General features: G+C 72.0%; 14 protein-coding genes. 7 read left to right on the top strand and 7 right to left on the bottom strand.

The annotated features are described in order from the left end of the window. Nucleotides 1-61: 61 nt before the first annotated feature. Complete coding sequence (locus ACIBCT_RS21640; RefSeq protein WP_399191277.1) at nt 62-412, bottom strand: histidine triad nucleotide-binding protein; 351 nt, start codon at nt 410-412, stop codon at nt 62-64. Nucleotides 413-695: 283 nt separating this feature from the next. On the opposite strand from ACIBCT_RS21640, the gene ACIBCT_RS21635 reads away from it, so the two are divergent. Continuing rightward, complete coding sequence (locus ACIBCT_RS21635) at nt 696-1,175, top strand: SigE family RNA polymerase sigma factor (RefSeq protein ID WP_043655278.1); 480 nt, start codon at nt 696-698, stop codon at nt 1,173-1,175. Continuing rightward, the gene (locus ACIBCT_RS21630; protein ID WP_399191120.1) at nt 1,172-1,849 is read left to right on the top strand and encodes a hypothetical protein; all 678 of its coding nucleotides are present in this window, start codon (nt 1,172-1,174) and stop codon (nt 1,847-1,849) included. The genes ACIBCT_RS21635 and ACIBCT_RS21630 overlap by 4 nt, the downstream gene beginning before the upstream one ends. 155 nt (nt 1,850-2,004) lie before the next feature. Here ACIBCT_RS21630 and ACIBCT_RS21625 read toward each other — a convergent pair whose 3' ends face one another. From ACIBCT_RS21625 to hrcA, 3 genes are all read right to left on the bottom strand, one after another. Then, complete coding sequence (locus ACIBCT_RS21625; RefSeq protein WP_399191118.1) at nt 2,005-2,745, bottom strand: 16S rRNA (uracil(1498)-N(3))-methyltransferase; 741 nt, start codon at nt 2,743-2,745, stop codon at nt 2,005-2,007. Nucleotides 2,746-2,880: 135 nt separating this feature from the next. After that, entirely contained in the window at nt 2,881-4,020 is a 1,140-nt protein-coding gene (dnaJ, locus tag ACIBCT_RS21620; protein WP_399191116.1) for a molecular chaperone DnaJ, read from the bottom strand. A 14-nt stretch (nt 4,021-4,034) separates the two neighbouring features. Next, the gene (gene hrcA, locus ACIBCT_RS21615; RefSeq protein ID WP_344905420.1) at nt 4,035-5,048 is read right to left on the bottom strand and encodes a heat-inducible transcriptional repressor HrcA; all 1,014 of its coding nucleotides are present in this window, start codon (nt 5,046-5,048) and stop codon (nt 4,035-4,037) included. Nucleotides 5,049-5,229: 181 nt separating this feature from the next. On the opposite strand from hrcA, the gene ACIBCT_RS21610 reads away from it, so the two are divergent. The 3 genes from ACIBCT_RS21610 to ACIBCT_RS21600 are packed head-to-tail and all read left to right on the top strand — an operon-like array spanning nt 5,230 to nt 7,919. After that, entirely contained in the window at nt 5,230-6,207 is a 978-nt protein-coding gene (locus ACIBCT_RS21610) for a hypothetical protein (protein WP_399191114.1), read from the top strand. Nucleotides 6,208-6,264: 57 nt separating this feature from the next. Continuing rightward, nucleotides 6,265-7,107, top strand: a complete 843-nt coding sequence (locus ACIBCT_RS21605) for a DUF3097 domain-containing protein (protein ID WP_399191112.1) — start codon at nt 6,265-6,267, stop codon at nt 7,105-7,107. Then, the gene (locus ACIBCT_RS21600) at nt 7,104-7,919 is read left to right on the top strand and encodes a DUF4870 domain-containing protein (protein WP_399191110.1); all 816 of its coding nucleotides are present in this window, start codon (nt 7,104-7,106) and stop codon (nt 7,917-7,919) included. Before ACIBCT_RS21605 ends, ACIBCT_RS21600 begins: the two co-directional genes overlap by 4 nt. Nucleotides 7,920-8,021: 102 nt before the next feature. Here ACIBCT_RS21600 and hemW read toward each other — a convergent pair whose 3' ends face one another. Continuing rightward, on the bottom strand, nt 8,022-9,233 hold the full coding sequence (hemW, locus tag ACIBCT_RS21595) for a radical SAM family heme chaperone HemW (protein ID WP_399191108.1): 1,212 nt from the start codon (nt 9,231-9,233) through the stop codon (nt 8,022-8,024). Between the two features lie 336 nt (nt 9,234-9,569). Then, a complete protein-coding gene (locus ACIBCT_RS21590; protein ID WP_399191106.1) occupies nt 9,570-10,193 on the bottom strand; it encodes a hypothetical protein in 624 nt (207 codons plus the stop codon). 665 nt (nt 10,194-10,858) lie between these two features. On the opposite strand from ACIBCT_RS21590, the gene ACIBCT_RS21585 reads away from it, so the two are divergent. Then, nucleotides 10,859-12,142: a glycoside hydrolase family 18 protein gene (locus ACIBCT_RS21585; RefSeq protein WP_399191104.1), complete on the top strand. Its 1,284-nt coding sequence runs from the start codon at nt 10,859-10,861 to the stop codon at nt 12,140-12,142. Between the two features lie 161 nt (nt 12,143-12,303). On the opposite strand, the gene lepA is transcribed toward ACIBCT_RS21585, so the two are convergent. Beyond that, on the bottom strand, nt 12,304-14,136 hold the full coding sequence (gene lepA / locus ACIBCT_RS21580) for a translation elongation factor 4 (protein WP_399191102.1): 1,833 nt from the start codon (nt 14,134-14,136) through the stop codon (nt 12,304-12,306). A gap of 74 nt (nt 14,137-14,210) precedes the next feature. Here lepA and ACIBCT_RS21575 point away from each other — a divergent pair, with 74 nt between their 5' ends. Continuing rightward, nucleotides 14,211-15,212 (top strand): hypothetical protein, encoded by a 1,002-nt coding sequence (locus ACIBCT_RS21575; RefSeq protein ID WP_399191100.1) that lies wholly within the window; start codon nt 14,211-14,213, stop codon nt 15,210-15,212. The last annotated feature ends 28 nt before the right edge of the window (nt 15,213-15,240 follow it).

Below are 15,240 nucleotides of genomic sequence, written 5' to 3'. Positions count from 1 at the left end.
TATAGGCGCGGAACTTCACCGCCATGGTATCCGCCATCGCGGCGATCGCGCCTATCGGTTTTCAGCCGGGCGGCCAGTTCAGCCCGCGCCCGCCGATCACGTGTCCGTGCACGTGGAAGACGGTCTGACCGGCCTCGGGGCCGGTGTTGAACACCAGCCGGTAGCCCGTCTCGGCGACGCCCTCCAGCCGGGCGGCCTCGTGCGCGGCGGCGAGGACCTCCTCGGCCAGGCCGCCACCGGCGGCGGCCAGGGCCGCGACGGTCGGGTGGTGGTCCCTGGGGATCACCAGCACGTGGGTCGGCGCCTGGGGATCGACGTCACGGAAGGCCACGGTGCGGTCGGTCTCGTGGACGATCTTCGCGGGGATCTCTCCGGCCACGATCCGGCAGAACAGGCAGTCGGCTTCGCTCACCATGCAGGCACCTTACCGCCGAGGACGTTGCGAATCGGTGATGGTTCCGGTCGGCAAACAAAGATCCACCCGGATATGGTGGATGTGCAAAACTTCAACCACGACAGCCCTTTGCGCGCAGCACCATATGGCCGCCTGGCGAGGACACGACTGGGTCATGCCCCCTAATGAACCGGAAGAGCGTAAACCCTCTGGGAAGGCCAAGCGTCCCACTGATGTGACCACCGAGACCCTCGTGGCCGACAGGTCGCTCGGGGCGGTGCCCGTCGGATGGGATGCCGACATGGCCGTTACCGCGCTCTACAGCGCGCACTACCGGTCTCTTGTCCGGCTCGCCGTCCTGCTCGTCCGCGACATGGCAACCGCGGAGGAGGTCGTGCAGGACGCGTTCGTCGCCATCCATGGCGCCTGGCGCCGACTGCGCGACACCGACAAGGCACTGGCCTACCTGCGACAGTCGGTCGTGAACCGATCACGTTCGGTGCTTCGGCACCGGGCGGTCGTCGAGAAGTACGCGCCCAAGGGCATGCCCGACGCGCCGAGCGCGGAGAACGGCGCGATCGGCGAGTTCGAACGATCCGCCGTCATCGAGGCGCTGCGCGGGCTGCCCGCACGCCAGCGGGAGGCCCTGGTCCTGCGTTACTACGGAGATCTGTCCGAGGCTCAGATCGCCCACGCGATGGGCATCAGCAAGGGCGCGGTCAAGAGCCACACGGCTCGCGGCATGGCCGCCCTACGAACCTCACTGGAGCAACTGTCATGACCGACTCCCCGGATGAGTACGGCGAGCTCCTTCGCCGTGCGCTCAACGCGGAGGCGAACTCGGTCGTTCCCTCCCCGGACGGGCTGGAGATCATCCGCGCCCGTATCGAACGGCGCGGGATCCGCGGGCTGATGTGGTGGCGCGCCGGGGTGTCCGTCGCGGGCGCCGTCCTCGTCGCGTCCACCGTCGTCATGGTGGTGCCCGAGCTCCGCGAGCGGGTGATCCCCTCGGTGGACGCCGGGCAGGTCAACTTCACCGAGTCGACCCCTCCCGACGGGTCGGCCACCTCGCGTCCCCCGGCCCCCTCGACACCGGCCGCCTCGAACCCGGCCCCGCTCCCGATCGTCTCCCGGTCGGCGACCCCGCCCGCGCCGGAGCCCACGTCCTCCAGGAGCGCCACCGCGAGCCCGAAACCGTCCGCCAGGCCGACCTCGACGACGGCGAAGCCCCGGCCCACGCCGACGCCCCCCTGCCCCACCCCGCTGGACGGCGAGCCCGTCGAGGGCGGAGAGGGCGGAGAGCCCCCCGAGTGGTGCGAGGAGGCCTCGGCGACGGCCACGCCGACGCCCACGCAGAGCCCTTGCTCGACGGAGGACTGCTCGCCGGGCAACGAGGTGTCGCCCCCGACGCCGACCGAGCCGGCCACCCCCGTCCCGACCCCGTCCGGCACCTAGCCGTCGTCACCGGGCCGGTCCCGGCCGTCCCTTCCGACCGCTTCACCGGCCGGCCGGTGAAGCGGCGAGCCGGTGTCGTCGGCGGGCTGGTGTCGTCGGCGGGCCGGTGAAGCGGCGGGTGCCGTCCGGCGTGCGTCGCGGGGCGGCGGCCCGGGTCACCAGCGGCCGGTGCGGGCCTGGAGCACCGCCGCCGCGACGACCCCGGCCGTCGAGGTGCGCAGCACCGTCGGGCCGAGCAGCACCGGGGACGCCTCGGCCTCCCGGAACGCGGCGATCTCCTCCGGGGAGATCCCGCCCTCCGGGCCGACCACCACGACGATGTCGCCCCCTGCGGGGAGCGCGAGGCCGGACAGCGCAAGGGCCGCCTCCTCGTGCAGGACGACGCCCAGCGCTGCGGCCGAGAGCAGACCGGCGACCTTCGGGGTGGTCGCGAGCTCCGTCACCTCCGGCAGGTGGAAGCGGCGGGACTGCTTGCCCGCCTCGCGGGCGGTGGAGCGCCAGCGGGCCAGCGCCTTGGCCGCGCGCTCGCCCTTCCACTGGGTGACGCACCTGGCGGCGGCCCAGGGGACGATCACGTCGACCCCGGCCTCCGTCATCATCTCCACGGCCAGCTCGCCCCTGTCGCCCTTGGGCAGCCCCTGGACCACGACCAGCCGCGGGGAGGGCGCCGGCAGGTCGTGGCGGCGCAGCACCTCGACCCGGAGCGAGTCCTTGCCGGACTCGACCACCACGCATTCGGCGACGAGGCCCGCCCCGTCGGTCAGGTCGAGCCGCTCCCCGGCCCGCAGCCGCCGTACGGCCGCCGCGTGGCGCCCCTCGGGGCCGCCGAGCACGAACTCCGTCCCGGCCGCCCCGGCGAGGTCAGCGCGCTCGGCCAGGAAGACCGGAACGCTCATGACGCGCCGGGCCGGGCCCGCCCGGCCCGCCCGGCCGGTCCGGCCGGCCGGACCGGCCACCGAGGGAGCAGGGTCCGGGTCGGCCGGGTCGGTGGGAGCGGTGGGAGCGGTGGGAGCGCTGTCCGGGTCATCTCGTCAGCGGCCGTTGAAGGCGTCCCGCAGGCGGGAGAAGAAGCTCTGCTGGCCGGGCGCGAACTTGCCCGGTGGGCGCTCCTCGCCGCGGAGCCTGGCGAGCTCCTTCAGGAGCTCCTCCTGGGCCGCGTCCAGGCGGGTGGGGGTCTCCACGTTGACGTGGATCAGCAGGTCGCCGCGGCCGGTCTCGTTCAGGCGCTGCACCCCGCGGCCGTAGAGCGGGATCGTCTGCCCCGACTGCGTGCCGGGTCGGATGTCCAGCTCCTCGGCGCCGTCCAGCGTCTCCATGGTCAGGATGGTGCCGAGCGCCGCCGCGGCCATCGGGATCTGCACGGTGCAGTGCAGGTCGTCGCCACGCCGCTCGAAGGTCTCGTGGGGGCGCTCGACGATCTCCAGGAACAGGTCGCCGGGGGGGCCGCCACCGGGACCGACCTCGCCCTCACCGGCGAGCTGGATGTGGGTGCCGTCCTCGACACCGGCCGGGATGCGGACCTTGATGGTCCGCCGGGTGCGGACCCGGCCGTCGCCCGAGCACTCCTGGCAGGGGTTGCGGATGATCGAGCCGAAGCCGCCGCACTGGGGGCAGGGACGCGACGTCATGACCTGGCCGAGGAAGGACCGGGTGACCTGGGAGACCTCACCGCGTCCGTGACACATGTCACAGGTGTCGGGGTGGGTCCCGGCGGCGGCACCGGAGCCGGTGCAGACCTTGCAGACCACCGCGGTGTCGACGACCAGCTCGCGGGTCGTGCCGAAGCCCGACTCCTGCAGGTCCAGCTCGACCCGGATGGTGGCGTTACGTCCGCGGCGGGCGCGTGAACGGGGCCCCCGGCCGCCTCCGGCACCGGCGGCGCCGAAGAAGGCGTCCATGATGTCGCTGAACGGGAACCCCGCGCCGAAGCCTCCGGCCCCCGGGCCGCCCGAGGAGAACGGGTCGCCGCCCATGTCGTACATCTGGCGCTTACCGGAGTCGGAGAGGACCTCGTAAGCCTGCGTGATCTCCTTGAACCGCTCCTGGGTCTCAGGGTCGGGGTTGACGTCGGGATGCAGCTCTCGCGCCAGGCGGCGATACGCCTTCTTGATCTCTTCCGCACTGGCGTCACGGCGCACCCCGAGGGTGCCGTAGTAGTCGCTCTTAGCCACTTTTCGTTGACCTCTTAGGATGCAGCCAGAATCTGGCTGACGTAGCGTGCCACCGCGCGCACCGCGCCCATCGTGACCGGGTAGTCCATACGCGTCGGGCCCAGCACACCGAGCCGGGCCAGTTGCTTGTCCCCAGAACCGTATCCGGCGGCGACGATGGACGTGCCCTGGAGTCCGGTATAGGGGTTCTCCGAGCCGATCCGCACGGTCAGCGCCGACAGGTCGGAGGTCTCACCGAGCAGCCGCATGAGCACGACCTGCTCCTCCAGGGCCTCCAGCACGTCGCGGAGGCCGACCGTGAAGTCGGCTCCCGCCAGGTTGGCGGCCCCGGCAAAAACGATCTTCTCATCGTGCTTCTCCACCAGCGACTCCAGCAGCACCGACAGGATCGTGGCCGCGAGCGGCCGATCCTCGGGCGACAGCCGCTCGGGCAGGTCGGCGACCCTGTCGGGGACGCCGCTGAGCCCGCACCCGTCCAGGGAGGTGTTGAGCACCGCGCGCAGGTGGGCCACCCGCTGCTCGTCGGCGACCTCGGGCAGCTCGACCACCCGCTGCTCGACCCGGCCGGTGTTGGTGATCAGCACGAACATCAGCCGGTGCTCGCTCAGCGGCACCAGCTCGACGTGGCGGACCGCCGAGTTGGTCAGCGTCGGGTACTGCACCACGGCGACCTGGCGGGTCAGCTGGGCCAGCAGCCGCACCGTCCGCATGACCACGTCGTCGATGTCCACGGCCCCGGCCAGGAAGCTCTCGATGGCCTTGCGCTCGGCACTGGAGAGCGGTTTCACCTGGGACAGCCGGTCGACGAAGAGCCGGTACCCCTTGTCGGTGGGCACTCGGCCGGCGCTGGTGTGGGGCTGGGCGATGTACCCCTGTTCCTCCAGCACGGCCATGTCGTTACGGATCGTCGCCGGTGAGACCCCCAGGTTGTGCCGGTCCGCCAGCGCCTTGGAACCCACCGGCTCGTTGGTGGACACGTAGTCCTCGACGATGGCGCGTAGCACCGCGAGCTTCCGGTCGTCGACCAACGTGGTCACCTCCCTGCCTGCGTCCGAGGGAAACACGAGGTCTGGCACTCTGTGTTCCCGAGTGCCAAGTGTACGGCCCCGGCGCGAAAGGCGCGATAAGCAAGAGCTGCGGATGGTCCCGCCAAGCCGTTGTTAAGTCAACTGCTATCGCGATCCAAGGCGAAGCCACCACAATCCGTATATGTCCAAAGATTTTGGTTCTTTCCCGGGGGGCGCGGCCGGTGACCCCGGTCACGGTGCCTCCCAGCAGCCATATGTCCCACCCGGCGGGCAACCGTACGGACAGCCCGGGTACGGGGGCGGGCCCGGCCGGCCGGGCCCGCAGCCGTACGGCCAGCCGGGGCAGCCGGGCCAGCCGGGACAGCAGCCCTACGGCCAGCCCGGTCAATCCGGTCAGCCGGGTCAGCCGGGGCAGCAACCCTACGGCCAGCCCGGGCAGCAGCCCTACTACCAGGGCGGGCAGGGCCACCCGCCGTACCCGGGCGGGCAGCAGCCCTACCAGGGGGACCCCTCCTACGGCCACGCGCCTCCCGGGTACGGCGTCCCGCAGGGACCGTCGTCCACCGGGAAGATCAAGCCCGGCATCGGGTGGATCGTCGGGGCCTGGCTGGTCGCCGCGCTCAGCGTCATCGTCGGCATCGCCGGGTTCGCCGGTGGTCTCTCCGACGCGGCCGAGTCCGCCCCCAAGACGTCGTTCGTCCCCGGCCAGGAGACGACGGTCAGGCTCGACCCCGCCGACAGGCCCGCCCTCTACGTCTCCACCGCGGGCCCCACCCGGTTCGAGTGCTCCCTCAGGGGCGGCACCGGCACCCCGAGGCTGCAGAAGCCGGCCGGGCGGACGACCGTCTCCGGGGCGAACGGCATCTCCTGGGAGCTGGGCCTGCGGATCGGCGTGGACCGGGCGGGCGACTACCGGATGACCTGCACCGCCGACCCGGACGAGGGCACCAGGTTCGGCGTGGGCCAGGAGTTCGCCACCGGAGCGCTGGTGGGCGGGGTGGTCGCCCTGTTCGCGGTGCCCGGCGTCGGCATCCTGCTGGCCATCCTCGTGACGATCGTCGTCCTGGTGAAGCGGGGCAACGCCCGCAAGCGCCAGGCGTCCGCCGCGGCGTCGGCGGCGGCGGGACAGTGGGCGGCATCGGGACCGTACGGCAGGTGACGGTGGCTTTTGCTAGCGTCCCACGTGATCCCGGCGAGAGAGGGTGGACGGTCGTTGATGTACGAGCGTGACGTTCTGGCGGAAGACTGGCGGCGCCCCCGCCGGGGGACGATCCCCCAGGTCCCCGCCGAGCTCGACCTGGTCGTCGAGGACGCCGACGGCGGCTTCTGCGGCGCCGTGGTGGCCTGCGACAAGGAGGCCGTCACCCTGGAGGACCGGTTCGGGCGCCGGCGGGTCTTCCCGCTGGAACCGGCCGCGTTCCTGCTGGAGGGCAAGGTGGTGACCCTGGTGCGGCCGGCCACCGCGCCGCGCGGCCCGCGGCGGAGCGCCTCGGGGTCCATCGCGGTGGAGGGGCTGCGGGCCCAGGTCGCCCGGGAGAGTCGGATCTACGTCGAGGGCGTGCACGACGCCGCCCTCGTGGAGAAGGTCTGGGGGCACGACCTGCGGGTCGAGGGCGTGGTCGTGGAGTACCTGGAGGGGGTCGACCACCTGCCCTCCATCGTCGAGGAGTTCGCTCCGGGGCCCGGCCGCCGGCTGGGGGTGCTCGTCGACCACCTGGTCCCCGGCTCCAAGGAGAGCCGGATCGCCGCCCAGGTCTCCTCACCGCACGTGCTGGTCGTCGGGCATCCCTTCGTGGACGTCTGGCAGGCGGTCAGGCCGCAGGTGCTGCGGATCCCCGCCTGGCCCTCGGTGCCGCGCGGCGTGCCCTGGAAGGAGGGCGTCGTGGCCGCGCTGGGCTGGAACGTCGAGACCGGCGAGGCGTGGCGCCGTATCCTCGGATCGGTCACGACCTACGCCGACCTGGAACCCGACCTGCTGGGGCCGGTCGAGGAACTCATCGACTTCGTGACGGTTCCCGGCGAGGATGGGCAGGCCGTCGACCCCCGGGAGGGGACATGAACGAGAACGCCGAGGATCGGCCCGGCGACGACCGGACGCGGCGCATGGACGACCCCGCGGCATGGACCGGTGGATCCGGTGGGGTCGGTGGGCCCGGCGGAACCGGTGGGCCCGGTGGATCCGGTGGGCCCGGCCGGGACGCGCCGCACCAGGGGTACGGGCCGGACGACCGGGACCGCACCGGGCCGGGGCGCGGCCACGAGCCGACGGAACCGGGGTACGGATGGCCCCAGGGGCACGACCGGGGACCGGGATACGGCCAGGAGTACGGCCTGGGATACGGCGGAGGACAGGGATACGAGCAGGGATACGGCCAGGGGTACGGTCACCCGTCCGGCTCCCCGTACCGGCCCGCCCCTCCCCCGTACGGCACCGGTGCTCCGGGCATGCCGGGCGGTCCCGGTGACGCGTACCGGCCGGGCCACCCGTACGACGGGTACACCCCGCCCGGCTACGGCCACCAGGCACCGCCCGGGACGTACGGGCCGCGGCCGGGCAGCGACGACACCACCATGGCCCTGCTGGCCCACCTGCTGGGGCTGCTGACCTCCTTCATCGGCCCGCTGGTGCTCTACCTGGCCAAGCGGGACGGCTCGCCCTACGTGCGCGACCAGGCCGCCGAGGCGCTCAACTTCCAGCTCACGGTGCTGATCGCCTACGTGGTCTGCTGCGTCCTGGCGTTCGTGCTCGTCGGGTTCGTGCTGATGCTCCTGCTCTGGATCGGGTCGCTGATCATGGCGATCGTCGCCACGGTGGCGGCGAGCCGGGGCGAGAGGTACCGCTATCCGATGACCATCCGGTTCGTGAGCTGACCCGGGCGGATCGCCAGGAGCCAGGACGGGCCGGGACGCGGCCGTTCCGCGACGGGCCGCCACCGTACGTCACGAGCCGTCAAGGACACGGCCTCAACGGCCTCAGGTGAGGTCGCGGACCAGCGCGTCGGCCAGCAGGCGGCCGCGCAGCGTGAGCACCGCCCGTCCCGCCTTGAACGGCTCGGTCTCCAGCAGGCCGTCGGCCAGGGCCCGGGCGACCACGGGGGGACGTTCCAGCTCGACGAGCGGGAACCCGCGGGAGAGCCGCAGCTCCAGCATCAGCCGCTCCACCGCCCGGTCCTGCGGGCCCAGTACCTCGCGCGCGTGCGCCGGGGAGTCCCCCGAGGCCAGGCGCCGCGCGTAGGCGGCGGGGTGCTTGACGTTCCACCAGCGGGTGCCGCCGACGTGGCTGTGCGCCCCGGGCCCGACCCCCCACCAGTCGCCGCCGGTCCAGTAGAGCAGGTTGTGCCGGCAGCGCCCCGCCTCGGAGGTCGCCCAGTTGGACACCTCGTACCACTCGAACCCCGCCTCGGCCAGCATGGCGTCGGCGATCAGATAGCGGTCGGCGGCCACGTCGTCGTCGGGCATCGGGAGCTCGCCGCGCCTGATCCTGGCCGCCAGCCTGGTCCCGTCCTCGACGATCAGCGAGTACGCCGAGACGTGGTCGGGCCCGGCCTCGATCGCCGCGGCCAGCGACGCGCGCCAGTCGTCGTCGCTCTCCCCGGGGGTGCCGTAGATCAGGTCGAGGTTGACGTGCTCGAACCCCGCCTGCCTGGCCTCCCGTACGGCGTGCGCGGCACGGCCGGGGGTGTGGCGGCGGTCCAGCACCTGGAGCACGTGCTCGCGGGCGCTCTGCATCCCGAAGCTCATCCGGTTGAACCCACCGGCGCGCAGCACGGCCAGGTAGGCGGGGTCCACCGACTCGGGGTTGGCCTCGGTGCTCACCTCGGCCCCGGGGGCGAGCCCGAACTCCTCCTCGATCGCCTCCAGGATCCGCACCAGGTCCCCGGCCGGCAGGAGGGTGGGGGTGCCCCCGCCGAAGAACACGGTCTCGACCGGCAGGGGCGTGGTCCCGAGGACGGCCCGTGCCCGCCGTACCTCCTCGACGGCGGTGTCCGCGTAGTCCCTCTGCGAGGCGCCGGGGCCGAGCTCGGACGCCGTGTAGGTGTTGAAGTCGCAGTAACCGCACCGGGTCACGCAGAAGGGCACGTGGACGTAGAAGCCGAAGGGCCGCTCGCCGAGCCCGGCGAGCGCGCTCCGCGGCAGCTCGCCCGAGGCGGGCACCGGGTCCCCGTCGGGAAGTGTGGATGGCACGCCCCAAGTCTGCCGCCCCCGTCGCGATGCCCGGTACATCCTCCCGGTCCGACCGCCTCACCCACCCCGGTCCCGCCCGGCCGGTGCCCTGAGGCCGCGCCGTCCGGAAGCCCCACATCCTCCCGGTCCGGCCGCCGTACCCACCTCGGTCGCCGCCCGGCCGGTGCCCCGAGGCCGCGCCGTCCGGGAGCCCCGACAGCGCGTCGCCCGGGTGAGGTCCCCGACGCCGTGCCGCCTCGGTGGGCCCCCTGGTGACGCGCCGCCCGGGTGGGGCCGTTCCCCGGTGCGGCCCACTGCCGGGAGCCTTCGTGACCGTCCGGCACCCCGCCCCGGGAGTCAGATCTCGTGGTCGTCGCGTTCCGGCAGTCCGTACCGGCGGGCGAGGGGGTTCCACAGCCGCAGGAAACCGCGCTTGGCCGTGGTCGCCTCCTCGGAGAAGGCCAGGCCGCGCCGGTAGTCGTCGTCCTCGCTCAGGTCGCGGTCGCAGCCGGTGTTCCGGCGGGCGGCCCAGGCGAGGAAGGCCTCGTCGGCCTCGAAGGAGGCGGTCAGGGCCCGGGTGAGACGTTCCTTGACCGCGTCCCCGTCGTCGAGCGCGCCGGTGCCCAGCGCGTTCGCCTGGATCACCTGCTCGCGCCGGGCGTCCGTGATCCGCTGGAGCACGGCGAGCGCGCCCGCGGTGTCCTCGCAGGAGCGGAGCCGCTCCAGGGCGTCGCCGAGGCCGGATCGGGAGCCGCCGCTGTCGGCGAGCAGCGCGTCCAGGACCCTGGCCTGCGACTCGGCGTCCTCGGGGCCACCGGGAGGCCGTCCCGCCACGGGCGTGCCCATCTCGGCCTCGGCGCGGGCGCCGGTCGCCACGATCGGCACGCCACCCGTCGCGGTCGGGCCGGCGCCGCGCGGGGCGAACCAGGCGGTGCCCGCCGCGACCAGCGCCGTCGTGACCAGCGCGGCGATCGTGACCACGGGCCAGACCCGGCGGTCGGCCGGGGGCCGCCTGCGCCCGTACCGCCCGTCGTCGCCGTCCCGTCCCTGGCGGGGTGCCCGGCCTCCGGATTCGGGCGACCGGCCTCCGGGGTCGAGCGCCCGGTCCCGCCCGTCCGTGTGCAGGTGCCGCTCCTCCCGGGGGAGGTGCTGCTGCCAGTCGGCCGGGTCCTGCCGCCACTCCTCCGGAGGGACCCGCCCGCCCCCTGTCAGGTCCCCTGTCGAGTCCCCCGACGAGCCGCCGGATGCGGGCCGGCCGGGAGAAGGCCGTTCGGCGGAGGGCCGTTCGGCAAGGGGCCGATCGATGAAAGGCCGATCGGTGAAGGACCGGTCGGGGAAGGGATGGTCGGCGGCGGACCGGCCGGGGAGGGAGTGCCCGGGAAGGGGCCGGTCGACAAGGGGCTGCGCCGGCGGGTGCGGGGCCGTCGGCGCCCCGCATCGGGGACACTGCCGCCGCCCTTCCATGGGGGCGCCACATCGGTTGCAGAACGCCTGCTGCTCCATGCCTTACAACGGTAGTCGAGAGCTTCGCCTTCCACCTGTCAAAACGCCGTCCACCGTTGACGCCCCGATCACCCAGGTCTACGATCCGGGAAAACTTAAAGGAAAGTTTCCTATAAGTTACTTCCCGAGCAGTGGAGAAGCCCGTGCAGAGACTCCTCCGGCACATGATCGCGGCGGTTCTCGCCGCGGGTCTCGCGGCGGTCGCCGTACCCGCCCCGGCCCAGGCGCACGACCAGGCCCTTCAGGATCGCGGTGACCGCTTCAAGCGGGTCGCGTACTTCATCCAGTGGGGCATCTACGGCCGCAACTACCACGTCAAGGACATGGACACCAGCGGCGCCGCCGCCAAGCTGACCCATATCAACTACGCCTTCGGCTTCGTCAACCCCGAGGGTGACTGCTACTCCGCCGACCCGTGGGCCGACTGGCAGCGCCCGGTGCCCGCCGAGCAGAGCGTGGACGGCGTCGCCGACGCCGAGGGGCAGGCGCTGAGCGGCAACCTGAACCAGCTCAAGAAGCTCAAGGCCAAGCACCCCGGCCTCAAGACGCTGATCTCCCTCGGCGGCTGGACCGGCTCGAAGTACTTCTCCGACGCCGTGCTGACCCCCGAGGGCCGTGCCCGGCTGGCCTCCTCCTGCATCGACCTGTGGCTGAAGGGCAACCTGCCCGGCACCGCCCCCGGCAGCGGCGCGGGCGTGTTCGACGGCATCGACCTGGACTGGGAGTGGCCCGGCTCCTCCGGCAACGACGGCAACATCATCCGTCCCGAGGACAAGCGGAACTTCACCCTGTTCGTCACCGAGCTGCGCCGCCAGATGAACGAGTTCGACCGGCGTAGCGAGCTGACCGCCTTCCTGCCCGCCGCGGCCGCGAAGATCGACGCCGGCTTCGAGGTGCGCGAGGTCTTCAAGCAGCTCGACTTCGCCACCGTCCAGGGCTATGACCTGCACGGTTCCTGGGAGACCGTCACCGGCCACAACGGCAACCTGTTCAACGACCGGCGCGACCCGAACCCGGTGAAGTACAGCGTGGACCAGACCGTCCGCGACTACCTGACCCGCGGCGCTCCGGCCAGGAAGATCGTGGTGGGCGTGCCCGCGTACGGCCAGGGCTGGACCGGGGTCACCGGCGGCAGGAACGGCCTGTACGGCACCGCCACCGGACCGGCCCCCGGCACCTTCGCGGCCGGCAACGAGGACTACAAGATCCTCGTGAACAAGCCGGGCAAGCGCTACCGCGACCTGCTGACCGGGGCCGTGTGGCTCTACGACGGCAACGAGTTCTGGTCCTACGACGACCCGGCCTCGCTGACGCAGAAGGCGGCCTACATCCGCCTGAAGGGCCTGGGCGGATCGATGATGTGGTCCATCGACCAGGACGACGCCAAGGCGTCGCTCACCACCGCGCTCTACCGCGTCCTGCGCTGAGCGACCCTCACCCACGGGCGGGGCCGCATCGGATCCGGGTCACCGGATCCCGGCGGTCCCGCCCTCCGCGTTCCGGGCACGGGCCTGTCCGCCCGCCGCCTTCCGGACGCGGGGGCCACCGCCGGCTTCCCGGACTTACCGGACAACGACGGCCCTGCCGCTCACTTCTTGGGCGTGGAGGACTCGGTGGAGAGCGCGGCCACGAACGCCTCCTGGGGGACCTCGACGCGGCCGACCATCTTCATCCGCTTCTTGCCCTCCTTCTGCTTCTCCAGCAGCTTGCGCTTACGGGAGATGTCGCCGCCGTAGCACTTGGCGAGGACGTCCTTGCGGATGGCGCGGATGTTCTCCCGGGCGATGACCCGGGCACCGATGGCCGCCTGGATGGGCACCTCGAACTGCTGCCTGGGGATGAGCTCGCGCAGCTTCTTGGCCATCTCGACCCCGTACGCGTAGGACTTGTCCCGGTGCACGATGGCGCTGAAGGCGTCGACGGCCTCGCCCTGGAGCAGGATGTCGACCTTGACCAGGTCGGACTCCTGCTCGCCCGAGGGCTCGTAGTCCAGCGAGGCGTACCCGCGGGTGCGGGACTTGAGCTGGTCGAAGAAGTCGAAGATGATCTCGCCGAGCGGCATGGTGTAGCGGATCTCGACCCTGTCCTCGGAGAGGTAGTCCATCCCCTGCAGGTTGCCGCGCCGGTTCTGGCAGAGCTCCATGATCGCGCCGATGAACTCCGAGGGGACCAGCACGGTCGTCTTCACCATCGGCTCGTAGACCTTCTCCACCTTGCCGGTGGGGAACTCCGAGGGGTTGGTGACGACGACCTCCTTGCCGTCCTCCATGATCACCCGGTAGACCACGTTGGGCGCGGTGGAGATGAGCGAGAGGTTGAACTCGCGCTCCAGCCGCTCGCGGACGATCTCCATGTGGAGCAGCCCGAGGAAGCCGCAGCGGAAGCCGAAGCCCAGCGCCGCGGAGGTCTCCGGCTCGTAGTCCAGGGCGGCGTCGTTGAGCTGGAGCTTGTCCAGGGCCTCGCGGAGCTCGGGGTAGTCGTCCCCGTCGATCGGGTACAGGCCGGAGAAGACCATGGGCTTGGGGTGCTCGTAGCCGCTGAGCGCCTTCAGGGCCGGCCGCGTCACCGAGGTCACCGTGTCGCCGACCCGGGACTGGCGGACGTCCTTCACCCCGGTGATCAGGTAACCCACCTCGCCGACGCCCAGCCCCTGATCGGCGATCTTCGGCTCGGGCGAGATGACGCCGATCTCCAGCGTCTCGTGGGCCGCGGTGGTGGACATCATCAGGATGCGCTCGCGCTTGCCCAGGTGGCCGTCCATGACCCGGACGTAGGTGATCACACCGCGGTAGGTGTCGTACACCGAGTCGAAGATCAGCGCGCGGGCGGGCGCGTCGGCGTCGCCGACCGGCGCCGGGACCTTGTCGACCACGTGGTCCAGCAGCTCGCGGACGCCCACGCCGGTCTTGCCGGAGACCCGCAGCACGTCCTCGGGCTCGCAGCCGATGAGGTGGCAGATCTCCGCGGCGTACTTCTCCGGCTGGGCCGCGGGAAGGTCGATCTTGTTGAGCACCGGGATGATCGTCATGTCGTTGTTCATGGCCAGGTACAGGTTGGCCAGGGTCTGCGCCTCGATCCCCTGCGCGGCGTCGACCAGCAGGATCGCGCCCTCGCACGCCTGCAGCGACCGGGAGACCTCGTAGGTGAAGTCGACGTGCCCGGGAGTGTCGATCATGTTGAGCACGTAGTCGGTCTCACCGACCTGCCACGGCAGCCTGACCGCCTGCGACTTGATCGTGATGCCGCGCTCGCGCTCGATGTCCATCCGGTCGAGGTACTGGGCCCGCATGGAACGGGCGTCGACCACCCCGGTGATCTGCAGCATGCGATCGGCCAGGGTCGACTTGCCATGGTCGATATGGGCGATGATGCAGAAGTTGCGGAGCACAGCGGGGTCGGTCTGGCCAGGCTGAATGCGCACCGGGGTCCGTTTCAACAGATTGATGACGATCATACGGCTGGCATGCCAGCCGTCTTCCATGGTGACATGTCCGGGTGATTGCCCGGACCAGAGCACGGCGCGGCCTGCGGTTCCTCGCTACGGTGGCGGCCCTGCTCCTTGCGCTTCCCGGGGTGGCCGTGGCCACCCTCACCCTGCAGTTTACCGGGACCCCGGCCCGCTGGGCCAAGACCACCGGTCACGACGCCCTCTGGCTCGGCCACGCCTGGGTCGACGGCCGCAAGACGGCCGAGGACGTGCGGGCGCTCGCCGGCAGGCTCCGCAGGACCGGCATCAAGGACGTGTACGTCCACTCCGGCCCGTTCGACGGTGACGGGACGCTCCCGGCCTCCAAGCACCCGAAGGCGGCCGACTTCCTCAAATGGTGGCGCCAGGAGTCGCCCAAGGTCAGGGTGTCGGCCTGGCTGGGACAGAAGGTCGACGGCGTCCTGGACCTCGACGACGCCGCCACCAGGCAGCGCGTGCTGGACGGCACGCGGGCGATCATGGCCCTCGGTTTCGACGGCGTCCACTACAACTTCGAGCCGATCGGCGACGGAGACACCGAGTTCCTCGACCTGCTGACCAGGACCCGCCCGATCGTGGGCGACGGCCTGCTGTCCACCTCGACCCCGCAGATCGAGCCGTTCCCGCTCGTCCGCCCGGCCGCGCGGGCCGTCACGGGCCGCGACAAGTACTGGTCCCCCGACTACTTCGGGCAGGTGGCCAGGCTCGTCGACCAGGTGGCGATCATGACCTACGACTCCTACCTCCCCTACCCGGCCGTCTACGGCGGCTACGTCGTCCGGCAGACCTCGCTGGCACTGGGGCTCGTCCCCGCGGACAGGACGCTGCTGATCGGCGCCCCGGCCTACCACGACCACGGCGTCGCCTGGGCCGACGCCGCCGAGAGCGTCGAGAAGGCGGCCAGGGGCGCCCGGCTGGGGCTGACCGCGCACGGGAAGCCGCGCGAGCGGTTCGGGCTGGCGCTCTACGTGGACTTCGCGGCCACCAAGGAGGACTGGTCGGAGTACGACAGGTTCTGGTTCAGACCGTAAGGATCATGGAGATCGTGGTCCGAGCCGC

The organism is Streptosporangium sp. NPDC050855 (assembly GCF_044456585.1).
In the GTDB taxonomy this organism is placed as follows: Bacteria; Actinomycetota; Actinomycetes; order Streptosporangiales; family Streptosporangiaceae; genus Streptosporangium; species Streptosporangium longisporum.
This window is presented reverse-complemented; position numbering and strand designations above follow the sequence as displayed.